The sequence below is a fragment of the Halomonas sp. TA22 genome (assembly GCF_013009075.1).
GTDB lineage: Bacteria > Pseudomonadota > Gammaproteobacteria > Pseudomonadales > Halomonadaceae > TA22.
The window spans coordinates 2246917-2270851 of the sequence record NZ_CP053108.1 but is presented as its reverse complement, the minus strand read 5'-3'; the positions used below and the strand labels follow the sequence as shown (position 1 = coordinate 2270851).

22 protein-coding genes and 1 other RNA gene are annotated in these 23935 nt (G+C 63.7%); 9 read left to right on the top strand and 14 right to left on the bottom strand.

Annotated elements, in window-relative coordinates:
* Positions 1 to 68 precede the first annotated feature (68 nt).
* The 4 genes from HJD22_RS10585 to HJD22_RS10570 are packed head-to-tail and all read right to left on the bottom strand — an operon-like array spanning position 69 to position 2531.
* On the bottom strand, positions 69 to 758 hold the full coding sequence (locus tag HJD22_RS10585; RefSeq protein WP_208655284.1) for a S1 RNA-binding domain-containing protein: 690 nt from the start codon (positions 756 to 758) through the stop codon (positions 69 to 71).
* Between the two features lie 37 nt (positions 759 to 795).
* On the bottom strand, positions 796 to 1521 hold the full coding sequence (locus tag HJD22_RS10580; RefSeq protein ID WP_208655285.1) for a 16S rRNA (uracil(1498)-N(3))-methyltransferase: 726 nt from the start codon (positions 1519 to 1521) through the stop codon (positions 796 to 798).
* A 36-nt stretch (positions 1522 to 1557) separates the two neighbouring features.
* Positions 1558 to 2064 carry a protein-export chaperone SecB gene (gene secB, locus HJD22_RS10575; RefSeq protein WP_208655286.1) on the bottom strand — a complete coding sequence of 169 codons (507 nt, stop codon included), beginning with the start codon at positions 2062 to 2064 and terminating at the stop codon, positions 1558 to 1560.
* Between the two features lie 44 nt (positions 2065 to 2108).
* Positions 2109 to 2531: a rhodanese-like domain-containing protein gene (locus HJD22_RS10570; protein WP_208655287.1), complete on the bottom strand. Its 423-nt coding sequence runs from the start codon at positions 2529 to 2531 to the stop codon at positions 2109 to 2111.
* Positions 2532 to 2783: 252 nt separating this feature from the next.
* Between HJD22_RS10570 and gpmI the strand changes: the two genes are divergently transcribed.
* The 3 genes from gpmI to HJD22_RS10555 all read left to right on the top strand — a co-directional run bounded on the left by gpmI (position 2784) and on the right by HJD22_RS10555 (position 6917).
* On the top strand, positions 2784 to 4355 hold the full coding sequence (gpmI, locus tag HJD22_RS10565; protein ID WP_208655288.1) for a 2,3-bisphosphoglycerate-independent phosphoglycerate mutase: 1572 nt from the start codon (positions 2784 to 2786) through the stop codon (positions 4353 to 4355).
* Between the two features lie 61 nt (positions 4356 to 4416).
* Entirely contained in the window at positions 4417 to 5526 is a 1110-nt protein-coding gene (locus HJD22_RS10560; RefSeq protein WP_340163042.1) for a peptidoglycan DD-metalloendopeptidase family protein, read from the top strand.
* A 107-nt stretch (positions 5527 to 5633) separates the two neighbouring features.
* A complete protein-coding gene (locus HJD22_RS10555; protein ID WP_208655289.1) occupies positions 5634 to 6917 on the top strand; it encodes a S41 family peptidase in 1284 nt (427 codons plus the stop codon).
* Between the two features lie 25 nt (positions 6918 to 6942).
* On the opposite strand, the gene HJD22_RS10550 is transcribed toward HJD22_RS10555, so the two are convergent.
* The gene (locus HJD22_RS10550) at positions 6943 to 8163 is read right to left on the bottom strand and encodes a UbiH/UbiF/VisC/COQ6 family ubiquinone biosynthesis hydroxylase (protein WP_208655290.1); all 1221 of its coding nucleotides are present in this window, start codon (positions 8161 to 8163) and stop codon (positions 6943 to 6945) included.
* 187 nt (positions 8164 to 8350) lie between these two features.
* On the opposite strand from HJD22_RS10550, the gene HJD22_RS10545 reads away from it, so the two are divergent.
* Complete coding sequence (locus HJD22_RS10545) at positions 8351 to 9736, top strand: uracil-xanthine permease family protein (RefSeq protein ID WP_208655291.1); 1386 nt, start codon at positions 8351 to 8353, stop codon at positions 9734 to 9736.
* 60 nt (positions 9737 to 9796) lie between these two features.
* Here the strand turns inward: HJD22_RS10545 and ubiH are convergent, their stop codons facing one another.
* The 3 genes from ubiH to HJD22_RS10530 form a co-directional block, all read right to left on the bottom strand.
* On the bottom strand, positions 9797 to 11008 hold the full coding sequence (gene ubiH / locus HJD22_RS10540) for a 2-octaprenyl-6-methoxyphenyl hydroxylase (protein ID WP_208655292.1): 1212 nt from the start codon (positions 11006 to 11008) through the stop codon (positions 9797 to 9799).
* A gap of 104 nt (positions 11009 to 11112) precedes the next feature.
* Positions 11113 to 12450: a Xaa-Pro aminopeptidase gene (gene pepP, locus HJD22_RS10535; protein ID WP_208655293.1), complete on the bottom strand. Its 1338-nt coding sequence runs from the start codon at positions 12448 to 12450 to the stop codon at positions 11113 to 11115.
* Positions 12451 to 12511: 61 nt separating this feature from the next.
* Positions 12512 to 13084 (bottom strand): UPF0149 family protein, encoded by a 573-nt coding sequence (locus HJD22_RS10530; protein WP_208655294.1) that lies wholly within the window; start codon positions 13082 to 13084, stop codon positions 12512 to 12514.
* 124 nt (positions 13085 to 13208) lie between these two features.
* Between HJD22_RS10530 and HJD22_RS10525 the strand changes: the two genes are divergently transcribed.
* From HJD22_RS10525 to HJD22_RS10515, 3 genes are all read left to right on the top strand, one after another.
* Complete coding sequence (locus HJD22_RS10525) at positions 13209 to 13508, top strand: cell division protein ZapA (RefSeq protein WP_208655295.1); 300 nt, start codon at positions 13209 to 13211, stop codon at positions 13506 to 13508.
* A gap of 123 nt (positions 13509 to 13631) precedes the next feature.
* Positions 13632 to 13816, top strand: a non-coding RNA gene (ssrS, locus tag HJD22_RS10520) — 6S RNA.
* 20 nt (positions 13817 to 13836) lie between these two features.
* Positions 13837 to 14523 (top strand): 5-formyltetrahydrofolate cyclo-ligase, encoded by a 687-nt coding sequence (locus tag HJD22_RS10515; protein WP_208655296.1) that lies wholly within the window; start codon positions 13837 to 13839, stop codon positions 14521 to 14523.
* A 323-nt stretch (positions 14524 to 14846) separates the two neighbouring features.
* Here HJD22_RS10515 and ilvA read toward each other — a convergent pair whose 3' ends face one another.
* Entirely contained in the window at positions 14847 to 16406 is a 1560-nt protein-coding gene (ilvA, locus tag HJD22_RS10510; protein ID WP_302051031.1) for a threonine ammonia-lyase, biosynthetic, read from the bottom strand.
* Positions 16407 to 16553: 147 nt separating this feature from the next.
* Here ilvA and rpiA point away from each other — a divergent pair, with 147 nt between their 5' ends.
* Positions 16554 to 17225 (top strand): ribose-5-phosphate isomerase RpiA, encoded by a 672-nt coding sequence (gene rpiA, locus HJD22_RS10505; protein ID WP_208655298.1) that lies wholly within the window; start codon positions 16554 to 16556, stop codon positions 17223 to 17225.
* Positions 17226 to 17232: 7 nt separating this feature from the next.
* Here rpiA and waaA read toward each other — a convergent pair whose 3' ends face one another.
* The 3 genes from waaA to HJD22_RS10490 are packed head-to-tail and all read right to left on the bottom strand — an operon-like array spanning position 17233 to position 21009.
* Entirely contained in the window at positions 17233 to 18516 is a 1284-nt protein-coding gene (gene waaA, locus HJD22_RS10500; RefSeq protein WP_208655299.1) for a lipid IV(A) 3-deoxy-D-manno-octulosonic acid transferase, read from the bottom strand.
* Positions 18516 to 19946, bottom strand: coding sequence for a bifunctional D-glycero-beta-D-manno-heptose-7-phosphate kinase/D-glycero-beta-D-manno-heptose 1-phosphate adenylyltransferase HldE (hldE, locus tag HJD22_RS10495; RefSeq protein WP_208655300.1), 1431 nt, complete (start codon positions 19944 to 19946; stop codon positions 18516 to 18518). Before hldE ends, waaA begins: the two co-directional genes overlap by 1 nt.
* A complete protein-coding gene (locus HJD22_RS10490) occupies positions 19936 to 21009 on the bottom strand; it encodes a glycosyltransferase family 9 protein (protein WP_208655301.1) in 1074 nt (357 codons plus the stop codon). Before HJD22_RS10490 ends, hldE begins: the two co-directional genes overlap by 11 nt.
* Between HJD22_RS10490 and HJD22_RS10485 the strand changes: the two genes are divergently transcribed.
* Positions 21008 to 21766: a 3-deoxy-D-manno-octulosonic acid kinase gene (locus tag HJD22_RS10485; protein ID WP_208655302.1), complete on the top strand. Its 759-nt coding sequence runs from the start codon at positions 21008 to 21010 to the stop codon at positions 21764 to 21766. The genes HJD22_RS10490 and HJD22_RS10485 overlap by 2 nt on opposite strands.
* Here the strand turns inward: HJD22_RS10485 and HJD22_RS10480 are convergent.
* Together HJD22_RS10480 and HJD22_RS10475 are read right to left on the bottom strand one after the other, a co-directional pair.
* Positions 21718 to 22761, bottom strand: coding sequence for a glycosyltransferase family 9 protein (locus tag HJD22_RS10480; protein WP_208655303.1), 1044 nt, complete (start codon positions 22759 to 22761; stop codon positions 21718 to 21720). The two genes, HJD22_RS10485 and HJD22_RS10480, sit on opposite strands and share 49 nt — an antisense overlap.
* A complete protein-coding gene (locus HJD22_RS10475) occupies positions 22758 to 23933 on the bottom strand; it encodes a glycosyltransferase family 4 protein (RefSeq protein WP_248730214.1) in 1176 nt (391 codons plus the stop codon). The genes HJD22_RS10480 and HJD22_RS10475 overlap by 4 nt, the downstream gene beginning before the upstream one ends.
* Between the last annotated feature and the right edge of the window lie 2 nt (positions 23934 to 23935).

Sequence of the window (23935 nt, the reverse complement as noted above, 5' to 3'; positions counted from 1 at the left end):
TTCGTAGTCCACAATGGGAAATGATGAGCGCAGTATGACGCAGCCCGAAGGGGAGACCAAGCGGTCGACTACCCCTGCTCGCCCTCTTCGACCAGGCGAATACCCGCCTCCTCGATCACGATGCGGCGCTGCTTGTAGAGACGCCCGATCGCCTGCTTGAAGGCGCTCTTGCTCACCCCCAACCGCGCCTTGATCTCCTCGGGCGCACTCTTGTCGGAGAGTGCCAGGTACCCCCCTGCACGGGTAAGCACGGCCAGCACCTTGTCGCCGACCACATCGAGGCGCGCCGAGCCCGGTGGCAGCAGCGCGAGATCGAGCCGGCCGTCGTCGCGCACACGTTTCACATACCCCTGCAGGCGATCGCCGCGCCGAGGCATGCGAGTCAGTTCGTCTTGGTAGAGCACGCCCCAGTAGCGATGATTGACCACCGCCTTGAGCCCCAGATCGGTACGCTCGGCGATCACCAGCGTCACCCCATCGCCCGCGGCGAGCCCTTCGGCCTCATCCTTGATGAAGCGGTCGAGGCGTTGCGAGGCCACCGGACGCCCACGGTCATCGACGTTGATCATCACCAGCACCCGCTTGCCTAGGGTGGGACGAAAGCGCTGTTCGCCATAGGGCAGCAGCAGATCCTTGGGCCTGCCCCAGGCGAGGAAGGCGCCGGTATCGTTGACCGTGACCACCTCGAGGTAGGCCACCTGGCCGACCTCGGCTGTTGGCGCGTCGCGGTGGGTTCGATCCCGTGATGCATCAGACATGACAAAATCACTCAAGGTTAAGGAAGCCCAACGCCAGCTAAATATCACCAAATCGATACTGCAACAGAGAGAGCGCTACCACAGGAGCGGTTTCAGTGCGCAGGATGCGCGGGCCAAGGGTAAGAGGAGAGAAGCCGGCGGCCTGAGCGGCATCGACTTCGCCGCGGGATAGCCCCCCTTCCGGGCCGATCAACAGCGCAACGCCGGCAGGCGTCTCGGCCGTCTCGAAGGCGCCGTCGGTGGCAGGGTGCAGTACCAGACGCAGCGGCTCGTCGCGTTCGGCCAGCCAGTCGTCGAGTAGCTGCGGGGGAAGAATGGGCGGGATCGTGGCGCGTCCGCACTGCTCGCAGGCACTCGCCGCCACGCCCTGCCAGTGAGCGAGTTTTTTCATCTCACGTTCGCCTTTGAGCCGCACGTCGCCATGCTCGGTATAGAGCGGGGTAATAACGGCGACACCCAATTCGACGGCTTTCTGGATCGCGTAATCCATGCGATCGCCCTTGGAGATTGCCTGGCCGAGATGTACCGCAAGCGGTGATTCGCCCCGGCCACTGGCCGTCGACTCGATGCGCACCACCACACGTTTGCGACCCGCCTCGACCAGCACCGCTTGCGCCTCTTGGCCATGACCGTCGAACAGGGTGAGCGTCGCGCCTTCGCGCATACGCAGCACCCGCGCCACATGTCCCGCCGGCCCTTCGGGCAACACGACGTCGCCGCCGACGGTGAAGTCGGCGGCGACGTGTATACGCGGGCCGCTCATGCCAAACCTCGCGCAACGCGCTGAGGCGGCGAGCGCTTACTGCTCGGTCGGGCTGGCCTGGCTTTCACGCTTCTTCTTCTGGGCGTACATCGCCTCGAAGTTGACCGGCGCCAGCATCAGCGGCGGGAAGCCACCACGGCTGACCAGGTTGTCGATGCACTCGCGGGCGTAGGGGAACAGCACGTTGGGGCAGAACGCGCCCAGGGTGTGCTCGAGCTGCTGCCCTTCGAGGCCGCCAATGCGGAACATGCCGGCCTGCTCGACCTCGACCAGAAACGAGGTCTGGCCCGATTCGCTGTGCGACACCTGAGCCGTGACCTTGACCACCACCTCGTAGGTATCGTCACCGATCTGGCTGCTGGTGGTGTTCAGATCGAGGCCGACCTTGGGCTTGAACGGCTGCTGGAATACCGCCGGCGCGTTCGGCGACTCGAAGGAGATATCCTTGACGTAGATCCGCTGCAGCGAGAACTGTACCTGCGGCGAGTTCTGCTGGCCGGCGCCCTGAGCACCAGCTTCGGTCTGATTGTTCTCTTCGGCCATGCTGAAATTTCCTTAACTGCCTGTCGTGAGTGTGTAAGGCGTTACTATTTCTTCACCAGCGGCAGCCCGTCGGTCTGCCACTGCATCATGCCACCTCTGAGCTTGTAGACGCGCTCGAAGCCGGCCTTGGTCAATTTGGCCTGGGCCATGCCCGAGGACTGCCCATGCTTGCAGACCACGATGATCGGCTTGGCCTTCGACTTCTCGAGCTCAGTGATGCGGTCGTCGAGGCGGCTCTGAGGGATGTTTCTGGCACCCGCGATGTGACCCGCCTTGAAGTCGTTCGCCTCGCGGATATCGACTACGATGGCGTCTTCACGATTGATCAGCTGAGTGGCCTCGCTGGACGTCACGCCGCTGGCGCTGCTGCCCTTCACCTCATAGGCGATCCAGGCGGTCAATACCAGCAGGAAGGCACCTACCAGCAGCGGATGGTTTTGCACGAATTCGAACAGCTGATCGATCATGGCTCCGAATAACTCTTGTTGAATAACACCGGAGGCGTGTTGATAACGCCGAATGATAGCCTGGCCAAACCGGCATCGGTTGCGCCGGGCGGCGCCCAGTATACACAAGCCTGAACGGCGCGTCCGGTAGCGAGTGCGCTGGCTGACGCCCGCTATCGCCGTGCGATATGATGCCCTAAGGAGTCGTGCGTCGCGACCATGGGTGTGCCCTGTATTCCCGCCAAGCCGCGACCTTATCAAGGAGGCAATCGCATGTCCGATAATTCCGCAGCACCACGTCCGGTGGCACTGATCATTCTCGATGGCTACGGCCATAACGCAGATCCCACCGCCAATGCCGTGGCCGCCGCCATCACCCCGGTGATGGACCGCCTGAAGCGCGACTATCCGCATAGCCTGTTGAATACCGACGGCCGGCACGTTGGCCTGCCCGATGGGCAGATGGGCAACTCCGAAGTCGGACACATGAACCTCGGCGCCGGGCGCATCGTCTATCAGGACTTCACGCGTATCACCAAGGCGATCGAGGATGGCGAACTGGCCTCCAATCCCATCCTGACCACGCCCATCGATGCCGCCGTCGCGTCAGGGCACGCCGTGCATCTGCTGGGCCTGCTCTCCCCGGGTGGCGTTCACAGCCATGAAGATCATATCCTGGCGATGGCGGAGCTTGCCGCCAGCCGCGGCGCCAAGCGGATCTATCTGCATGCCTTTCTCGATGGCCGCGATACCGCGCCCAAGAGCGCCCTTGCCTCCCTTGAGCGCGCCAACGCCAAGCTCGCCGAGCTGGTGGGCCATGAGAATGGCTTCGTCGCCTCGATCATCGGTCGCTACTTTGCCATGGATCGCGACAATCGCTGGAACCGCGTCGAGAAGGCCTACCGCCTGGTCACCCAGGGCGAGGGCGAACATGTCGTCGAGAGTGCCGAGGCAGGCCTCGCCGCCGCCTATGAGCGGGGCGAGAACGACGAGTTCGTTGCCGCGACCAGCGTACGTCCCGCCGGCCGTGCAGTGGAGATCGAGGATGGCGATGCCGCACTGTTCCTCAACTTCCGTGCCGATCGCGCCCGCGAGCTGACCCGCGCCTTTACCGATGACGACTTCAGCGGTTTCACCCGGCAGGCACGCCCCAGGCTTGCCGGCGATGGCCTGGTGATGCTGACCCAGTACGCCGCCGATATCGCCGCGCCGGCGGCTTTCCCGCCGAACGAGCTGCACAATACCCTTGGGGAGGTGGTCGAGCAGTATGGCAAGACCCAGCTGCGCATCGCCGAAACCGAGAAGTACGCCCACGTCACCTTCTTTTTTTCCGGCGGCCGCGAGAACGAATACGTCGGCGAGACCCGCGCCCTGATCCCCTCGCCCCAGGACGTCAAGACCTATGACGAGAAGCCCGAGATGAGCGCATTCGAGTTGACCGACACCCTGGTCGAGGCAATCGACTCGGGCAAGTTCGACCTGATCGTGTGCAACTACGCCAATGGCGACATGGTCGGCCATACCGGCAATTTCGACGCCGCAGTCCAGGCGATCGAGGCCGTCGATACCTGCCTGGGACGCGTGGTCGAAGCCATCGAGCGTGTCGGTGGCGAGTGCCTGGTGACCGCCGACCACGGCAACGCCGAACAGATGGTGCACCCCGAGACCGGCAACCCGCAGACCGCGCACACCACCTTCCAGGTGCCGCTGGTCTATGTCGGCAAGCGCCGAATCACGCTGCACGATGATGGCCGCCTGTGCGACATCGCCCCGACCCTGCTGGCCATGATGGGCGAGGCAGTGCCCGAGGAGATGACCGGCCAGGTGTTGATCGACTTCTCGTGAGCCCGTTCGCGACCCCGAGGTGGCGGTGAGTAGAGTACATCGCAGAGGCGGGTGGCTGGCAGTGTTGCTGATCCTCGTGGCGCCATCGCTCGCCGCTCAGCCTAGCGAACGAGACGCCCGCGCCCGTGTCGACGCCATCGGCAGCGAGATACAGGCGCTCACGCGGCGCCTGGAGAGTACCCGCGACACCCGTGGCGATGCCAGCCGAGAGCTGCGCGAGGTGGAGACTCGCCTGGCCGACACTCACCTCAGGCTCGATGCGCTGCAGGCCGAACGCCGCGAGGTCGCCGACGAGCTTGCTTCGCTCGAGCAGCATCGCGAGCGTCTCGAGGAGGAGCGCAGCGAGCAGGTCGCCGCACTCAATGCTCAGCTCGACGCCCTCTATCGCCTGGGGCTGACGCCGCAGCTCAAGCTGCTGCTGAACCAGGACGACCCCTACCGTCTCGATCGCCTGCAGACCTACCTCAACCGCCTGGCCCAGGCGCGCAACGAGCGGCTGGATGCGATCGCCGCCCTCGACGAACATCTGCTTGGCAATCGCCGCGCGCTGGACGAACGCGATCGACAACTGGCCGACCTCGGCGATGAGCTGGGGCAGCGCAGCGCCGAACTGGCGAGCCGCATGCGCGAGCGCGAACGGCTCGTTGCCGAGCTCGATTCACGCTTCTCGAGCGAGCAGGCGCGCCTCGCGTCGCTCGATGCCGACCGGGCCCGTGCCGAGCGGGTACTCAGGGAGGTCCAGGAGGAGCTGGCCCGGCTCGAGCGGCCACCTCCCTCCACTGCCATCGATCAGACCCGTGGCGATCTGCCCTGGCCGGTCCAAGGTAGCGTGACCTCGACCTTCGGCAGCGGCGACGGGGTCAGCCGTAACGGCATCCTGATCGAGGCCCGGGAAGGCACGCCCGTGACTGCCGTGCACGGCGGCCGGGTGGTATTCGCCGACTGGATGCGCGGCTTCGGCAATCTGCTGATCGTCGATCATGGCGATCAGATCATGACGCTGCATGCGCATCTGCAGCACTTCTCGGTCGCGGCCGGAGAAGCGATCGCTTCTGGCGACACCTTGGGGGCGGTAGGCAACACCGGGGGGCGCAACCGTCCGGCGCTCTACTTCGAGGTACGCCGAAACGGCGACCCCATCGACCCCCAGCCCTGGATCGCACGTCGCTGAATTTGCGCGGTCGAAGCAATGCACATACAGAAGATGCGCTATGGATTATCTTGCAGCGCAGCGACTATGCTGCCATAACGCTGCGTTTTACTGTCACTGGAGTCCGCATGTTAGACAAATTGACCAAGCATCTCCTCGGTTCGGCCGTCTCGCTGGCACTGCTGTCGATGCCGCTTAACAGCCTGGCTGCGCCGAACGAGGGAGACGGGCTCCCAGTGGAAGACGTGCAGACCTTCGCCGAGATCTTCGAACGCATCAAGCGCGCCTATGTCGACGAGGTCGATGACAGCACCTTGCTGCGCAACGCCATGCGCGGCATGCTCAGCGAGCTCGATCCACACTCGGCCTACCTCGACAGCGAGGAGTTCCAGAGCCTGCGCCAATCCACCGAGGGGCAGTTCGGCGGCATCGGCATCGAAGTGGGTACCGAGGATGGTCAGCTGACCGTCATCACTCCCATCGACGACACGCCGGCGGCGCGGGCAGGACTACAGGCGCGCGACATCATCCTGCGCGTCGAAGGCACCTCAACCGATCGCATGTCGTTGCAGGAGGCCGTGGGCATGATGCGTGGCGAGCCGGGCAGCGAGCTGCGCATCACCATCATGCGCCGGGGCGAGGAAGCCCCCCGCGAACTGACGCTGACCCGCGAGATCATCCGTAGCGAAAGTGTCAGAAGCGAACTGCTCGAACCCGGCTACGGTTATCTGCGCGTCAGCCAATTCCAGAACCGCACCGGCGAGCAGGTGCGCCGCGCTCTGGCCAGCATGGAGCAGGATGCTCCGCTAAGCGGCCTGGTCCTCGACCTGCGCAACAATCCCGGTGGCGTGCTGCAGGCAGCGGTCGCGGTGGCCGATGCGTTCCTGGATAGCGGGCTGATCGTCTATACCGAAGGACGGCTGACGGACAGCGAGCTGAGCTTCTCGGCGACCGCCGATACCGCCGCCCCCGATGTGCCGATGGTGGTGCTGATCAATGGTGGCAGCGCCTCGGCAGCGGAGATCGTTGCCGGCGCCCTGCAGGATCAGCGGCGCGCGGTGGTGATGGGCACCGAGAGCTTCGGCAAGGGTTCCGTGCAGCAGGTCATGCCGCTGGGCAACGGCGATGGGCTCAAGCTCACCACCGCGCTCTACTACACGCCGGATGGCCGCTCGATCCAGGCCCAGGGCATCGTGCCCGATGTCGAAGTTGTCCGCGGTCGCCTGGAGATCACCGAGAATGGTAGCCCGCAGCTGCGCGAGGCCGACCTCGAAGGGCATCTGCGCTCCCGCGAACAGGCCCGCGAGCGGCGCGAGGGCAGCGAACGGCTACGCGACGACTACCAACTCGGCGAGGCGCTCAACCTGTTGAAGGCGCTCAACGTCCTGGGGACGCGCTCCCGCGCAGGCTAATCTTTCACGCCTTGCCTCTTGTCGCTCAGCGGCAGGAGGCAGGCAATCGCCCTCGCTCGCCGACCGCCTGGCGCATGATCATGCGTTTGAGCGGCGTCAGGCGGTCGACGCCGGAGAGTCCCAGATTGCGCGCCAGTTGCAGCGCCGGATTCTCGGTGCCGAAGAGCAGCCGAAAGCCATCCATCAGCGTCAGCATAGTGGCGTTGTCACCACGCCGACGCCGGGCATAGCGCGACAGGATCCGCTCGTCGCCAAGCGACGCCCCGCGCCGGCGCGCCTCGAGCAGCTCCTCGGCGAGTACCGCGGCGTCCATCAATCCCAGGTTCACTCCCTGTCCGGCCAGCGGATGGATGCTATGCGCCGCATCGCCGATCAACGCCAGCCCTGGCTGCACATATTCACGCGCATGGCGCTGGACCAGTGGCACGCTGACCGCCTCGTCGATCACCTCGACATCTCCCAGCCGGTGCTCGAAGGCACTGGCCATTTCATTTCCCAACGCCTGCCGCGAAAGTGCGCCTAGCCGCATGGCCTCCTCCGGCGTGGTCGACCAGACGATCGAGCAGTAGTGCGCATCACCGTTGAGGGTGAGAGGCAGGAAAGCCAGGGGTCCAGTGGGCAGGAAGACCTGGCGCGCCACGCCGCCATGGCCGCGCGATACCCGCACCGTGGTCACCACGGCCACCTGTCCGGTGTCGCGGGCAGCGGTATCGATGCCGGCCAGGTCGCGAAGATAGGAGCGCGCCCCATCGGCAGCAACGACCAGCGGTGCCTGGCAGCGGCGCCCGTCGGCCAAGATGAGCTCGCGCAACGGCGCCTCGCCCTGCATGGATGTCACCCTGGCGTCATACCACTGCTCGACGCTCGGCAACTCCGCCAAGCGCGCCTCCAGGGCCGCCAGGGTGATGTCGTTCTCGACGATATGGCCAAGGCAGGCCACGCCGGCCTGGTCGGCGGTGAAACGGATGCGCCCGCTGCCCTGGCTGTCCCATACTTCCATACCCGCATAGGGAGTCACGCGCCTGGCCGCCATCGAGGGCCAGACCTGCAAGTGGTTCAGCAAGCGCTGCGAGACCGGCGTCAAAGCGCTGACGCGTAATGACAGGCGTTCGCCGGGAATGCGCGCTTCCACCAGCGGTGTCAGGCGTGCATCGAGCACCCCGACCCGCACGCCGGCCTCCCCCAATAAAGCGGCCAGGGTAGCGCCGACCATACCGCCACCGACGACGATCACTTCCGCCTGCATCGCTGTCTCCTTACTTGTCTACACTGGAATTGTCGCACGGCTGCAGGTCAAGCGCTGCGTCCCGCTATCGAATATTCCCCTCTTCATAATCTGTTCATCATTAATGACTGCTTTGTGTACAGCATGCTAGGGTCTATTGCTCTTAATACTCCAAGCAATGTATACAAAAAGCTTGTCAGAGGCTCCCATGACCCCGGATGACGACTCGCAGGGTGCGCGCACTCTCCATACCCAAGACCAGGACCCCAACGCCATGCCCCCGCTGGGCAAGGCGATCCCGCTCGGCCTGCAGCACATCATGGCGATGTTCGCCGGCAACGTGACACCTCCCATCATTATTGCAGGCGTGATCGGTGCCAATCCCGCCGAGCAGATATTTTTGATCCAGGTTGCGCTGTTCGTGGCCGGCTTCTCGACATTAATCCAGACCATCGGCATGGGCCCCATCGGCTCGCGCCTGCCCATTGTCCAGGGCACCAGCTTCGGCTTTCTGCCGGTGGCGCTGCCGTTGGCCTCAGGCTTCGGGCTTCCCGCCGTGCTGGGAGCCTCATTCGTTGCCGGGCTGCTTCAGATAGTGCTGGGGGCTTTTCTCAAGAAGATACGTCACTGGTTCTCGCCGGTGGTGACCGGCATCGTGGTCCTGCTGATCGGCATCACCCTGATGCCGGTAGGCCTCAACTACGCGGCAGGCGGCGTTGGCAGCGACGATTTCGCCTCACCCATCAACCTGGGACTGGCGCTGTTCGTGCTGGTCATCACCATTGTCGTCCATCAGTACGGCCGTGGCTTCATCAAGGCCTCTTCGATCCTGCTCGGCCTGGCGGCCGGTTATCTGGTCGCCATCATGCTCGGCATGGTCGACTTCAACTCGATCACCGAAGCCAGCTGGTTCGCCCTGCCCCGCCCCTTCGTCTACGGCATGGAGTTCTCGCTGACGGCGATCATCGGCATGACGCTGATCATGTTCGTGGTTGGCCTGGAAACCATTGGCAATATCTCGGCGATCACCATGGGCGGCGCCGGCCGCCCGGCCAAGGACAAGGAGCTTTCCGGCGGAGTGATGGCCGACGGGGTAGCGACCTCCTTCGCTGCGGTTTTCAACACCCTGCCCAATACTGCCTATGCCCAGAACGTCGGCCTGATCACCCTGACTGGCGTGGTGAGCCGGCATGTCGTCACCATCGGCGGCGTGCTGCTGATCGCCATGGGGCTGTTTCCCAAGCTGGGCGGACTGGTCGCAGCGATGCCTCACGCTGTTCTGGGCGGCGCCGGCGTGGTGATGTTCGGCATGATCGCCTCGGCGGGATTGAAGATCATCAAGGAGTGCGAGCTCGACCAGCGCGCCATGCTGATCATTGCGGTGTCACTGAGCCTGGGCATCGGGCTACCGGCGGTCGAAGCGATTTCCGAAACCTTGCCTGGCCAGGTCGGCCTGCTGTTGAAATCTGGACTCGTACCTGCCGCCGCTGCCGCGTTACTGCTCGATGCCCTGTTGCCCGGCAAACCAGAGCGCATTCAGCAAAGCGAAGAGGCCGTGGCGGCCAAGAGCGAAAACGCCAAATCCAATCTCTAATCCGACACAACGCAAATGTCCCGGAGAAATAGCTTCGGGACATTTGCGTTTGCGGGGCGCTTATCTTTCCATCCCCATCGCGCGCCTGGCCAGGCTGCGGCGTAGCGGTCCAACCAGATTCAGTCCCACCAGGCCGGCGGCCCGGGCATGCGACAGCAACGGGTGATCGATGCCGAACAACCGGATCAGCCCATCGCTGAAACGAATGACATTATGTCGGTCGGCGGTACGTCGCGCCTCGAAATCACCAAGGGTCGTCATGCTGCCCCAGGCGCTGCCGCGCGCCTCGGCCGTCTCCAGGGCGGCGATCAGGTCCATTACCCCGCGCAGCGCCAGATTGAATCCCTGCCCCGCCACCGGGTGCAGGGCATGGGCGGCATTGCCCAGTACCGCCAGGCCGGGGCGCACCGGCTCCATGGCAGTGACCAGCGACAGCGGATAGGCGTGGCGCGTTCCCACTCGCCGGAAGCGTCCGGCGCGATCACCAAAGGCGTGTTGAAGGCGCATCAGAAAGTCTCCATCCTCAAGCGCCAGCGTCTGCGCCTCGTCACCGGCCCGATGGGTCCAGATCAGCTCCATGCGCTGGCCCGACAGCGGCAGCAGTGCAAGTGGCCCCTGCGTGGTGAAACGCTCGAACGCCACCCCCTCGTGCGGTCGGCTGACTTCGAGATTGGCAATCACCGCAACCTGCTCGTAGGGCGCCTCACGACTGGCAATTCCCAGCTGCTCCTTGAGCCCCGAGCGACCTCCGTCGGCCAGAATGGTCAGCCCCGCCTCTAGCTCCTCGCCATTGGAGAGCTTCAATCGATGCCCCATTCGCGTGGCGGTCATCTTCTCGACACGTGCCGGACAGTGCCAGCGCAAGTCCAGTGATGCCAGGCGCTGGTGCAGGACGCGCCCCAGCCAGACATTGGGTATTACGTAACCCAGCGCCTCGACCGAGAGCTCCTCGGCACTCAATCGGGCCACTCCGAGCCGCCCCCGCTCGCTGACATGAATCTGGCGGATCGGCTCGGCCTGCTGGGCCAGGGCCGGCCACAACCCCAAGGTTCTGAAATGCTCGCAGGAGCCTTGGGCGATGGCGCTCGCCCTGGCGTCGAAACTAGGCTGATACTCGGACTGCGGCGCCTTGCGGGAGAGTGTCGCCGCCTCGATCACCGCAACCTTCAGGGCGTTGCGAGCCATGATCGGCGCCAGCGCCGCCGCCAGGCTGGCGCCTACCAGACCGCCACCGACTATGGCGATATCCACCGACATTGACTGTATCTGCATGCTCTCTTGACTCCAAGGCAGCCTCTCTAGGCATGTCTCGCAAACTGTCCTTGTCTATTATTACGTATTTTACGTAATCACCGTTTCAACTGCTTTCGATATGGTCATTTTTCCGCCATTAGTGCCTCGATATCGTCAGGCTGCTTGGGCACGGCGGCGGTCAGCACCTCGCGTCCGCTGGTGCTTACCACCACGTCATCCTCGATACGGATACCGATGCCGCGAAAGGCTGCAGGTATATCTTCTTCATCGGGGATGTAGAGACCGGGTTCGATGGTCAGTACCATGCCCGGCACCAGACGCCGCGGCTCGCCGCCCAGCCGATAGCTTCCCACGTCATGCACATCCAGCCCCAGCCAGTGGGACGTCGAGTGCAAGTAGAAGCGGCGATAGCTCTCGGATTCGATATTGCTCTCGAGTTCGCCCTCAAGCAGGCCGAGCTCGATCAGGCCGCGGGTCAAGTCCTCTACTACCCCCTGGTGAATCGCCATAAGCGTTGAGCCCGGGGAGACCGCTTCCACGGCGCGCATCTGGGCATTCAGCACTACCTCATAAAGCGCCCGCTGGGCGGCGGTGAAGCGACCATCGACCGGGAAGGTGCGAGTAATGTCACCGGCATAGAGTTCGTATTCGGCGCCTGCGTCGATCAGTACCAGCTCACCTGCGTGAAGCTCATCACGATTCTCGATGTAGTGCAGCACGCAGGCATTGCTTCCCCCCCCGACAATGCTGCTGTAGGCGGGTGCGGATGCGCCGTGCCAGGCGAACTCATGCTCGAGTTCCGCCTGCAGTTGATACTCGAACAGGCCAGGTCGCGCGACGCGCATGGCGCGCCGGTGGGCGAGGGCGGATATCGCGGCGGCATGGCGCATCAATGCCAGTTCTGCCTCGCTCTTGATCAATCGCTGCTCGTGGATGAGCGAGGCGACATCGCCCAACATGCGCGGCGCCACGGCACCCTGGCGTTGGCGGGAGAGCAGCTCGCTGCGCAGCGAATCGGCCAGCGCCATGCTGTCGGCATCGTCCAGCGGCAGGTAGAGCGTCTCGCAGCCATCGAGCAGTGCCGACAGCCGCGCCTCCCGCTCGCTGTTCTCGAAGGCCTGATCGATGCCGAACCTCTCGACGGCCCCGGCCGCCCCAAGACGGAACCCAGTCCACGCCTCCAGCGTGGCATCCTTGTCCTGACAGAACAGTACCGTTTCGCCCTCCTTGCGTCCTGGCAGCAGCAGCAGCAGGGCTTCCGGCTCGGGAAAGCCGGTCAGGTAGTGAAAATCGCTGTCCTGGCGAAAGGGGTAGTCGCTGTCGCGGGAGCGGGTCGCAAGCGACGCTGAGGGCAACAGCACGGCACTGTTCGGCGACAGGGCTGCCATCAGCGCCTGGCGGCGTGCACGATACTCATCGAGCGTTATCGGGGCGGGGCGCGGCGCGGCGTTGGCGGTCATCGGCTCTCCTGGAAGGTCGGTAGGCAGGTGGTATCGTCGAAGCGGCATCGTAGGGCATGAGTCAGTGCGGCACCTTGCTCTGCTCGATCTGCGGCTTGCCGGGGTGCTGCTCGGTGTAGAGCAGCATCGCCGCCATGCGCGCATGCTCGGTGAGCGCAAACAGATCGTTCTCGTTCTCGCTGCTCTCCTCGAGCTCGGTATCGATGCCACTCAGCACTTCAAGATCGTCCAACGCCTCGCGCAGGTTGACGGACCACGCCTCGCGGCGCGAGGCGTCGACCTCGCCCAGCACCTCGATGAAGCCTAGCGCCCACTCCTGCAGGCCACGCGCCCGCTCGCTCAGCGAGTAGATCTCATCGGGCAGCAGCGGCTCGTAATTGAGTTCGGCGGCCACGAGCGCCTCGAGACTCTGGCGGCGCCAACCTAGCAGCACGGCGGCGCTCTCCTCGTCATGCGGCTGTTCGATACCCAGCGCCGCGCAGACGTCCTCGAGCCAGGCCTCGGCCGTGATATCGTGCAGCGCCAGCATGGCCGCCAGGCGCCCATCCAGAAAGGCGGGGGTCTGCAGGCTACCGTGCAGAAGGAAGGTATCGGCGACGTCGGAAAAGTCGTAACGATCGTTAATCAATGACATGTGAGTCTTCCATGGAAAAGAGGCGAGCCGACATGCCGCGTTGACCGCCTGCAAGGGGCTCTCTTATGATCGTCTCTCTAGCCTAACCCATCTGCCCCATTCTTGGCCCATCCGGGAGCCCGCCATGACCGATGAAACCCGGCCCACCACTGAAATCACGCTGCTGGGGCAGGCCTATGTCATTGCCTGTCAGCCAAGCGAGCAGGAGCCGCTCAAGCGTGCGGCGCGTTATCTCGATCGCGCCATGCAAGGCATCCATTCACGCGGAAAGGTGCTTGGCGCAGAGAAGGTAGCCATCATGGCCGCACTGAATATCACCCATGAGCTGCTGCAGAGCCTCGAGGAGCGCAAGGAGGGCGAAGCTAGCATCGCCCGTCTGAACGAGCGTCTCGACAAGGCCCTTCACGATACACCGCCCCGCTAGCGGTGCACTGCGCACGTGTGGCCGAGCGCACGTACAGACAAGCCATCCGCGCTCTCCTGCGCCCCTTGCCGATTAATTGGCGCTTTCCTTTGGGACTGCAGCAAGCCTCTGTTAGGATGAAGAGGTTCCCTGGGGTGTGCGCCAGTCGTTATAGTCCCTCGAGCCTATGCGCAGTACCCAGGGGGCCAAATGCTAGACAGACCCGTGTGCATGTCCGTGCGTCGGAAAGCCTGACGGTCTGTCTGCGGCCACCCACCTTGAACCGTTGGGTTCAAGGGCCAGAACGACAGCGGCACTCTGGGGAACTCTTGAATCATTGCCGTGAAACATGACTTCACAACGAGACAGTGACCAATGCTTGCCAGGCGATATCGCCAACAGCGATCGCCAGGCGGTGCGTAGCGAGCTTCGCCACATCTTACGGCGGCGCCGACGCGCATTGAGCACCCGACAACGCAAGCAGGCCTCCTTTGCCCTGTGCCAGCGGCTGAAACGCCTGCCGGAGGTGCAGCGAGCGCGACGTGTCGCCCTCTACCTGCCCAATGACGGCGAGATCGATCCCACCCCCCTCATTAGATGGCTGCGGCGCCGTGGCGCCCGTATCTATCTGCCAGTGCTGCAACCGCTTGCCCACCATCGGCTATGGTTCGTGCATCACCACCCTGAAACGCCCATGATCCGCAACCGCTTCGGCATCCGCGAGCCCGATACCCGGCACGGTGCCCATCGTGCCCGGCGGCTATCCGCCTGGGCACTGGACTTGGTACTGATGCCGCTGGTCGGCTTCGATCCCGACGGCCAGCGCATGGGCATGGGTGGCGGCTTCTATGATCGCAGTTTCGCCTTTGCCCGCCAGCGCGGTCCCTGCCCGACGCTGATCGGCCTTGGGCATCATTGCCAACAGGTTGCCGCGCTGCCCATCGCCCCTTGGGACGTTTCGCTGGATGCTATCGTAAGCGACCGCCAGGTGATTCGTCCGATGCGCAATCGAGAGGCAAAAAAAACCGGCCGATGAGCGGTTCATCGGCCGGTTGACTCGGCTATCTGGTCATGGCGCTGGCTTCGACTTAACTCCCCACCAACGCCTGGGCATAGCCGGTGGCAACTACACCAATGGCAAATACCAGAGACAGTGCCATGACCAGATCGGGCTTGCGCTTCATCGGCTACTCCACAATTCTTGTTACATTAAGAAACATTAATATCGTCCCAAGGCCCCGCCGACTATAGGGCCAAGAGGAATGAATGACAACTATTGCGATGCCTCGAATAACGCATGAAAGTCAGTCTTAATCACTTTTATCAAGTTAGTTAACGCTCACTATCAAGCATTGAGCATCACGCCATAAATAAGCGATATGCGGGATTATCCGTCTCCTTCCAGTAGCGGTAGCCGATCTCATCAAAATACTTTTCGACATGAATACGATCGCCATTGGGGAGCTGCATCCCTACCAGAACGCGACCATAAGCGGCGCCATGGTTACGATAATGAAATAAAGAGATATTCCAGTCCCCCGGCAAATGGGTCAGGAAATTCATCAACGCTCCCGGGCGTTCGGGAAACTCGAAACGATAAACCTCCTCGTCGAAGTGCTCCTTGGGTCGACCACCTCCCAGATGGCGAATATGCAGCTTGGCCAACTCGTCATCGGTCAAGTCCTCCACCGGATAGCCGGCGTCGCGCAACTTGTCGATCACTGCCTGGCGATCTTCACCACCCGGCTTAACCTGCACGCCGACGAAGATATGCGCATTGTCGCGATCGGCATAGCGATAATTGAACTCGGTGACCATCCGCTTGCCGATGGTCTTGCAGAATTTCTTGAAGCTGCCTGGCCGCTCGGGGATGGTCACCGCCAGGATCGCCTCGCGCTGCTCGCCAAGTTCGGTACGCTCGGCGATATGTTGCAGTCGATCGAAATTGGTGTTGGCCCCGGAGTTGATGCACAGCAGGGTCTGCCCCTCGACACCGGTCTGCTGGATGTACTTCTTGAGTCCAGCCAGCGACAGCGCCCCGGAGGTTTCGGCCACCGCCCGGGTATCCTCGAAGATATCCTTGACCGCGGCACACATCTCGTCGGTGGTCACGGTGATCATCTCGTCGACGAGATCGCGCATGATGGTAAAGGGCACTTCGCCGATCTGCGCCACCGCCACTCCCTCGGCGAACACTCCCACCTGGTCCAGCACCACCCGCTTGCCTGCGGCCAGGGCCGCCTTCAGGCAGGCGCTGTCGTCCGCCTCGACGCCGATCACCTTGATGTCCGGCCGCAGGTACTTGACGTAGGCCGCCACCCCAGCGATCAACCCACCGCCACCGACCGGCACGAAGATCGCATCCAGCGGCCCACTGTGCTGACGCAGGATCTCCACGGCGATGGTGCCTTGGCCTGCGATCACGTCGATATCATCGAAAGGCGGGATATAGGTGTAGTCGTGCTCCTCGATCAGCTCCCGGGCGTGCTCGAGCGCCTCACCGAAGGCGTCGCCCTTGAGCACTACCTTCGCGCCACGAGCGCGCACCGCCTGAACCTTGATGTCCGGCGTGATGCGCGGCATCACGATTACCGCCTTGACCCCCATCTGCTTGGCGGCCATGGCCAGCCCCTGGGCGTGATTGCCCGCCGAGGCGGCAATCACGCCTTTCGCCTTCTGCGCCTCGGTCAGCAGTGTCATCTTGTTGTAGGCGCCACGAATCTTGAAGGAGTAGACCGGCTGGAGGTCCTCGCGCTTGATCAGGATGGTGTTGTTGAAGCGACGGGAGAGAAAGGATGCCGGGGAGATCGGCGTTTCGCGCGCCGCATCGTAGACCTTGGCCTGGAGTATCTTCTTGACGGTATCTTCGAGCATCCTGATGTCCTGGCAATGGCGCGAGCTTGAGCGTAAGCCCTTGATCGAGAAAACCCTATAGGTAGCAGTTGTATGTGCCGACGTCCAGCGCCGCGCACCTCTTCCATCTACAGCGCGGCCTCGGTCGCCTATAATGGGCCGCACTCACGATTAGGTGCTCGTGCATTACCGCCCAACCACAGGACAGCTTTCATGACGCAAGATGAACTCAAGGACGCGGTTGCCGCAGCCGCCATCGACGAGATTCGCCCCTGGCTCACCCGCGCTACCATGCTTGGCATCGGGACCGGCTCAACCGCCAATCTGTTCATCGACCGACTCGCCGAGCTGCACGGCGAGTTCAGGGGTGCCGTGGCAAGCTCCGAAGCTACCGCCCAGCGCCTCGAAGGCCACGGGATCGAGGTGTTCGAACTCAATTCAGTGGGCAGCGTTCCTTTCTATATCGACGGTGCCGACGAGATCGATGCCCAGCTCAACATGATCAAGGGCGGAGGGGCAGCGCTGACTCGTGAAAAGATCGTCGCCGCCTGCAGCGAACGTTTCATCTGCATCGCCGATGCCTCCAAGCGTGTCGCGACCCTGGGCGCCTTTCCGCTTCCCGTCGAGGTGATCCCCATGGCGCGCTCCTATGTGGCTCGCGAGCTGGTCAAAATGGGCGCCGACCCGGTCTACCGGCAAGGTGTAACCACCGACAACGGCAACCAGATCATCGACTGCTTCGACTTCATGATCGAGGATCCGGTGGCCATGGAGGCCCGCTTGAACGCCATCGTCGGTGTGGTCACCAACGGCCTGTTCGCTGTGCGGGGGGCGGATATCCTGCTGCTGGGTACCGAAACGGGCGTCGAGAGGTTTGCCAAGTAAGCGCTCACTATCTTGAATAGAGCGCGCGGAGGCCATGCATGGTGCGCTCAAGGGCACCACGCTTGGCCTCGACCACGCCCCGTCCCGCATCGCCGAGTCGCTGGCGGGTCTCAGCGTCGCCAAACAGACGACGCAGCTCGTCCGCCAATGCCTCGCTGTCATCCACCTCGATGAGCGCACCGGCATCTCGCATGACCTCGACGACATCCAGGAAATTGTCCATTGACGGCCCGCTGATCACCGGCACTCCCAGTGCGGCGGGCTCAAGCAGGTTATGGCCACCCACCGGAATCAGGCTGCCCCCCACGAAGGCGATATCACCGGCGCCATACAGACCCGCTAGCTCACCCATGGTATCGCCGAGATAGATCGCCGAATCAGTTCCGGGCCACGCGTTGCGAGAGCGCCTTGCCACTTCTACGCCGCGCTCACGGCACAAGGCGGCCACCGCATCGAAGCGTTGCGGGTGACGCGGCACCAGGATCAGCAGCGCCTCGGGGAACGATTCCCGCAGTCGCCCGTGGGCCGCGAGCAGCTGTTCGTCCTCGCCGGGATGAGTGGAGCCCGCCACCCAGATCGGTCGCTCGCCGAGACAGGTACGTAAGTGCTCACTCACCTCCTGTTCCTTGGTATCGACACGCTGGTCGAACTTGAGCGAACCTACCGCCTGACTTCGCTCACGCGCCATGCCGAGCGCCTCGAAGCGCTCGAGATCGGCCTCGGACTTGGCTGCCAGCCAGCCGATGTGCTGCAGCGCGCCTCGCATCAGGGGCTTCAAGTGGCGGTAACGCCTGAAGGCGCGCTCCGATAGACGCCCATTGACCACCGCTACCGGTATCCGCTGACGATGACAGGCGTGCAGCAGGTTGGGCCACAGCTCGGTCTCGAAGAGCAGCACCAGTGAGGGGCGCAATTGACAAACGAAATGGCGCGCCGCGCCAGGGAAATCCAGCGGCAGAAAGGAGTGACTCACTCGCCCGTTGAATGCCGGGGAAGCGGCCAGCACCGCCACGCGATCGGCGCCGGTAGCGGTCATGGTGGTCACGCGCAGGTGATGATCAGGGTAGTGCGCAAGCAGTGCCTCGATCAAGGGGCGTGCGGCCAGCACTTCCCCCACCGAGGCACAGTGCAGCCAGATCACCGCCCCCTCGGGGCGCTCCACGCCAAGGCCGAGGCGTTGGCGGCGCGGGTGATGAGCCGCCTGCTCGCGCCAGACCCGTTTCCAGATCAGCGGCGCCAGGAGGTAGAGTGCCGCCGAATAGAGCCAACGCGGCCACCTCGGTGCGCTCATCAACGCTCACGATCGAGGATGGTGGAGATCATCGCCGTGGTCGAGACGCCATCCTCGAAGCCGAGCACCATCACTTCGCCCCCGTTGGCGATCACCGCCTCGCCACCAGCGATCTCGTCGGGGCGGTAGTCGCCCCCCTTGACCAGGATATCGGGCAGCACCGCCTCGATCAGCCGCTGCGGGGTATCCTCGCTGAAGGGCACCACCCAGTCTACCGCACCCAACCCAGCCAGCACCTGCATGCGTCGCGTCAGAGGATTGATGGGTCGCTTGGGCCCCTTGAGGCGGCCGATCGAGTCGTCGTCGTTGACGGCGATGATCAACCGATCGCCGAGCTGACGGGCATGCTCCAGGTAGGCCACGTGGCCGGCATGCAGGATGTCGAAACAGCCATTGGTCATCACCACACGCTCACCGCGGGCCTGGGCGGCGCGCACGGCCTCCACCAGGGGCGCCTCGTCGATGACGCCGAACTCGGCCAGCTTGTCGCCATGCAGGGCGGTGTAGAGTTCGGCAATCGAGAGCGTGGCGGTGCCCGGCTTGGCGACCACCAGGCCCGCTGCCAGGTTGGCCAGCATCATCGCCTCGGGAAAACCGTGACCGGCGGCCAGCGCCAGGCCAAGCACGCCGATCACGGTATCCCCAGCACCGGTAACGTCAAACACTTCGCGGGCGTTGGTCGGCAGGTGCAGGGGAGCGTGCGCCTCGCGAATCAGCGTCATGCCCTTCTCGCTGCGCGTGATCAACAGCGCCTCTAGACCGAGCTCGGCCCGCAGCGCCTCGCCCTTGGCGGCCAGTTCGTCATCATCGCGGCATTCGCCGACCACGCCTTCGAATTCGCTGAGATTGGGAGTGATCACGCTGGCACCGCGATACTTGCCGAAATCGCTACCCTTGGGGTCGATCAGCACCCGCTTGCCGGTCCTCCGCGCCAATGCGATCAGCTCCTCGACCCGGTTGAGCGTCCCCTTGCCGTAGTCGGAGAGAATGATCAGATCGACGTCCTGCAGCGCCTCCTCGACCTTCATGGTCAAGGCGCGAGTGTCGACCTGACCGAGCGGCTCCTCGAAATCGAGACGGATCAACTGCTGGTTGCGGCTCATTACCCGCAGCTTGGTGATCGTCGGTACATCGGGGCTACGCTGGAAGTGAGTACTCACATTGGCACTCTCCAGACACTCAGTGAGCAGCTGGGCGTTGCTGTCGTCGCCAACCAGCCCGGCCAGCCCCACGTGCCCCCCCAGCGAGGCGATATTGAGCGCCACGTTGGCCGCACCGCCGGGACGGTCGTCGGCACCATTGACCTTGACCACCGGCACCGGCGCCTCCGGCGAAATGCGCGAGGTACCGCCGTGCCAGTAGCGATCAAGCATGACATCACCGATCACCAGAAGGCGCGCCTGTTCCAGGGCAGTAAAATCAAGCTTCATTGGAGAGCTCCGCTAGCAAGTCGTCGAGGCGTTCGATCACATCCTCGGCGTGAATCAGTGACATGGCATTGGGATGCCGGACTCGCTCCCCCCAGGAGAGCTCCTCGGGCTCCTTGTGCAGATAGGTACGCACGGCCTCGGGATAACGATCCACCGCCTTATGCCGCCAGCAGTAGGGGCCGGTGCGCTCGAGATTGGAGGTGGCATAGAGGCCGATGGTGGGCGTACCCAAGGCATTGGCCATGTGCACCGGGCCGGAGTCCGGGGCGATCACCACTCGCGCCCGCTCGATCAGCGCCAGCAGCCCCTTGAGCGAGACACGGCCGATGCCATCGATCAGTGCCTCCCGAGGTGCCAGAGCGGCAATGCGCGCACCCATCTCGCGCTCCACCGTCGTCCCGCTCCCGGTCAGCATCGTTTTCAGACGATACTGGGACCAGGCGTGCTCGATCACCGAGGCAAATCCCTCCGCCGACCAGTTGCGATAGTTACGCAAGCGCACGCTGCTGCAGGGACTGATCAGCAGGTAGGACGCCTCGCCGGTGAGCCGCAAGGCCTCGTCCCGGGCAACCTCGGGAATCGGCAGACGCCACTCGAGCGATGTGTCCTCAACTCCCAGTAGTCGGGCGAAATCCATGAATGACTCCACCACATGGACATTGGAATTGGGCGGCAACTTGCGATGTGTGAACCAGCGCTGCCCATCCTTGCTGCGCTCCTTGTCATATCCGACACGCACGTCGACCTTGAGCCCCAGCGCCAGCACGCTGGCCCGCAGCGCCTGCTGCATGTGCAGCAGCACGTCGAAGCGTGTATCGGCGAGCTGATGCCAGACCTCGCGCATGCCGGCAAGTCCCGTGGCCTTGTCGTAGACCACGAACTCGACCCCTGTGAGTCCCGCCAGTAGACTATGCTCGCCCTTGCCGATGATCCAGGTAATGCGGGCGTCCGGCCACTGGCGTTGCATGGCACGCACGGTGGGCACCAGATTACACACATCGCCCAGGGCGGAGAGTCTCAGCACGCCGATGTGCTTGGGGCGGGTGGGCAGAGGATGCTTCATGCGCTTGGCAACGTTCCAGAGGGAAAAGGCGTTCATTCTATATGATGAGCCTAGTGTAAGTGAGGCGCTTGGCTCGTCACAAATCAGCCCGCTGCACTTTACTGCCGATCATTGGCGCACCGAAGGCGCCGTCATCGGCGAGGCGCCGGGGCGAGGCGCCAGCCTGTTCCTCCAGGCCAGCCAGCAACAGTGGGTGCTGCGTCCCTACCGGCGTGGCGGGCTCGCCGCCCGGCTGGCGAATAAACGCTACCTGTGGACGGGACTCGAGCGTAGCCGTGCCTTTCGCGAACTGCGCCTGACGGCCGAGCTACGCGCCCTGAAGCTGCCGGTGCCTCCTCCGGTAGGTGCCTGCGTCTGGCGCCACGGCGCCACCTACGAGGCTGCGCTGATCACGGTGCGGCTGCGCGGCGCCCGCGCCCTGGCGGCATGGCTGGATGAGGACCTTGATAAAAGTTCGGCGCAGGCCCGCGAAGCACTGCTGCATGAGGTAGGCGCCACCATCCGCCGTTTTCACGAGGCGGGGCTCGATCATGTCGATCTCAATGCCCGTAATCTGCTGATCGATGGCGATGAACGGGTATGGCTGATCGACCTCGACCGTTGCCGACTGCGCCGCGATGGCGCCTGGCGCGAAGCCAACCTGCAGCGTCTGGCACGCTCGCTGGAGAAGTTTGGCGCTGGCCAGGCCATGGCGCCGATCCGCGAGGGTTATGGTGGGGATATACACTCCGCCTCGAAGGGCCCGCGCTCGGGATAGAGCCGCTCGAGTAGGGTGGCAAGCCCGGTAATGATGTCGCTCTTGCCGGGCACCTGCCCATCCCGATGGAACACCGCTTCGTGGAAATCCTCATAGCGCGGCCAGTAGCGAAACGGCACCGTCATGAAGAAGATCCCCAGCGTCGGGGTATGCGTGGCCAGTGCCAGGTTACGGACTCCGGTGTCGCCCGAAACCAGCACGCTGGACTGCGCCATGAAGTCACCCAGCGCTTCGAGCGATATGCGCGGCTGCACTTCGACGTTGGCGTGCCGGGCGATCACTTCGGCCATGAAGTCGCCGCTCTCCTCCTCCTTGTGCCCCTCCAGCAGTACATGTCGGTAGTGCGGGAACTGGGTCGCGGCATGCTCGACGACCTGACACCAGGAGCCCGCTGAGAGCGACTTCTCGGCATCCGCGGCGAAGGGGAAATAGACGATGCGCGGCTGCGCCGAGGCGCGCTGATGGCGCGGCATGGCGAATTCCAGCGGATAGCGCGGCTTGTGCCCCATGATCTTGAGGAAATCGAGCAGCACCTCCGCTTCGTAGTGGAAGTCGGAGCGCAGGATGCCGATATCGAACAGCACACGGTTGAGGATCTGGTGGTAGGGAAAACCCAGCTTGACGCGCGACTTGGTGACCAGCGTCAGCAGCCGCGAGCGAGCCGTGTCGGCCAGGTCGAACAGCACATCGTACTGTGGCAGGGAGTTGAGCGAACGCCACTGCTCGATGAGCGAGCCCTGAGTATCGAGGACGTGCACCTCATCGACCAGCTCCTCAGGCAGAGCATACTGATAGCGACTGATCGTGCTCAGCGTGATATGGGCTCCCGGAAAGAAGCGTCTCAGCTCGACCAGGAACGGGCGCGTGGCCATCATGTCGCCGAACGCACACTGCCGAATCACCAGGATGCGCTTGACGTTTTCCACATGCAGCCGCGATAGCCAGCGTCTACCCGTATCGTTGAGGTATCCCCCCTTCTCCACCCAGGCTTTCACTCCACACTCTCCTTGCTTGAATCGGGATGGGCTTTGCTTGAACCGGCATAGGCCTCGATCAGCGCCGTGATATGGGCGACTACTGAAAAGCGTTGGCGAGCCATGCGCTGAGCCGCGTCACCCAGTGTCTGACGCAGCGTAGCGTCGCTTACCAGCAGGGCCATGATATCCGCCCAGGCGCCGGCATCGTCCGGGGGCGCCAGCCGACCGCAGGTCTCATCGAGCAGTTCCGGGATCGCCCCGCTGTCGGCGCCGATCACCGCCTTGCCGGCGGCCATCGCTTCGATGACCGTCAACCCGAAGGCTTCGTTGGTCGAGGGCACGCAGACCAGATCCAGCACCTCGAGCAGGCGCGGCAGGTCATGCCGATAGCCGGTGAAGGTTAGTCGCCTTTCGCTTAGCAAGCTAGCGGCCTGCCCTTTGAGCCTTGCCACGTAGGCTTCGTCGCTCCCTTCGCTGGCCAGCAGCCCGCCGATGATCACGCCATGAAACGTGAGTTCGGGATGGCGCTTGCGCAGCAGTGCCAGCGCCTCGAGCCAGGTATCCTGCCCCTTGCCCGGCGTCAGCCGCCCCGGCAGGCCAATCGCCACGGCCCCTTCCGGCACGCCCAGCTCGGCGCGTAGCGTTGCCTGCCCTGCTCTATCGAGCTTGGGTGCATACTCGGCCACATCGATGCCCAGATAGAGCCGCTGGATGCGCTCGGGGGGCAAGGGAAAGGCGTTGAGATTGCGCTGGCGGGTCGCCTCGCTGATCGAGAACAGCCGCGTCAGCTTGCCGTAACTCCAGCGATGATAGGGATCCTTCTTGGGCCGGGTCACGCCCATGTGGTCGGTGAAGAACAGCCGCAGCGTGGGGTGCAACTGCTTAAGCAGCGCGCCCACCTGCAAGTCGCTGGACTTATGGCAATGCACCACCTGAATGTCATGACGCTTGAGGTAGTCGAGGATACGCCACACGCCCCATACTGCCCGCCCCTTGGAGGAGACGGTCAGCGGTTCGATGCCGGCGTCGCGAAAGCTCTCGGCGATTCGCGAGTTCTCGAGCGCCAGGCCATGAGCCTGCCAGCCCTTGCGGGCAAGCTCGGGTATAATTCGGGCAGGATACATTTCAAGTCCGCCCCAGCCGCGCGAGAGACAGATGTGCAGCACCTTGCTCGGCACGTTGTTCGACAAGG

What these genes read in the sequence shown, in the direction of transcription:
- HJD22_RS10580 (WP_208655285.1), bottom strand. Translation starts at nt 1,521, where the DNA reads ATGAGCGGCCCGCGTATACACGTCGCCGCCGACTTCACCGTCGGCGGC.
- rpiA (WP_208655298.1), top strand. Translation starts at nt 16,554, where the DNA reads ATGACGCAAGATGAACTCAAGGACGCGGTTGCCGCAGCCGCCATCGAC.
- HJD22_RS10530 (WP_208655294.1), bottom strand. Translation starts at nt 13,084, where the DNA reads ATGTCATTGATTAACGATCGTTACGACTTTTCCGACGTCGCCGATACC.
- HJD22_RS10515 (WP_208655296.1), top strand. Translation starts at nt 13,837, where the DNA reads ATGACTTCACAACGAGACAGTGACCAATGCTTGCCAGGCGATATCGCC.
- HJD22_RS10545 (WP_208655291.1), top strand. Translation starts at nt 8,351, where the DNA reads ATGACCCCGGATGACGACTCGCAGGGTGCGCGCACTCTCCATACCCAA.
- ubiH (WP_208655292.1), bottom strand. Translation starts at nt 11,008, where the DNA reads ATGCAGATACAGTCAATGTCGGTGGATATCGCCATAGTCGGTGGCGGT.
- secB (WP_208655286.1), bottom strand. Translation starts at nt 2,064, where the DNA reads ATGGCCGAAGAGAACAATCAGACCGAAGCTGGTGCTCAGGGCGCCGGC.
- HJD22_RS10570 (WP_208655287.1), bottom strand. Translation starts at nt 2,531, where the DNA reads ATGATCGATCAGCTGTTCGAATTCGTGCAAAACCATCCGCTGCTGGTA.
- pepP (WP_208655293.1), bottom strand. Translation starts at nt 12,450, where the DNA reads ATGACCGCCAACGCCGCGCCGCGCCCCGCCCCGATAACGCTCGATGAG.
- waaA (WP_208655299.1), bottom strand. Translation starts at nt 18,516, where the DNA reads ATGAGCGCACCGAGGTGGCCGCGTTGGCTCTATTCGGCGGCACTCTAC.
- HJD22_RS10550 (WP_208655290.1), bottom strand. Translation starts at nt 8,163, where the DNA reads ATGCAGGCGGAAGTGATCGTCGTCGGTGGCGGTATGGTCGGCGCTACC.
- HJD22_RS10585 (WP_208655284.1), bottom strand. Translation starts at nt 758, where the DNA reads ATGTCTGATGCATCACGGGATCGAACCCACCGCGACGCGCCAACAGCC.
- gpmI (WP_208655288.1), top strand. Translation starts at nt 2,784, where the DNA reads ATGTCCGATAATTCCGCAGCACCACGTCCGGTGGCACTGATCATTCTC.
- HJD22_RS10490 (WP_208655301.1), bottom strand. Translation starts at nt 21,009, where the DNA reads ATGAAGCATCCTCTGCCCACCCGCCCCAAGCACATCGGCGTGCTGAGA.
- HJD22_RS10525 (WP_208655295.1), top strand. Translation starts at nt 13,209, where the DNA reads ATGACCGATGAAACCCGGCCCACCACTGAAATCACGCTGCTGGGGCAG.
- hldE (WP_208655300.1), bottom strand. Translation starts at nt 19,946, where the DNA reads ATGAAGCTTGATTTTACTGCCCTGGAACAGGCGCGCCTTCTGGTGATC.
- HJD22_RS10555 (WP_208655289.1), top strand. Translation starts at nt 5,634, where the DNA reads ATGTTAGACAAATTGACCAAGCATCTCCTCGGTTCGGCCGTCTCGCTG.
- HJD22_RS10485 (WP_208655302.1), top strand. Translation starts at nt 21,008, where the DNA reads ATGCGCTTGGCAACGTTCCAGAGGGAAAAGGCGTTCATTCTATATGAT.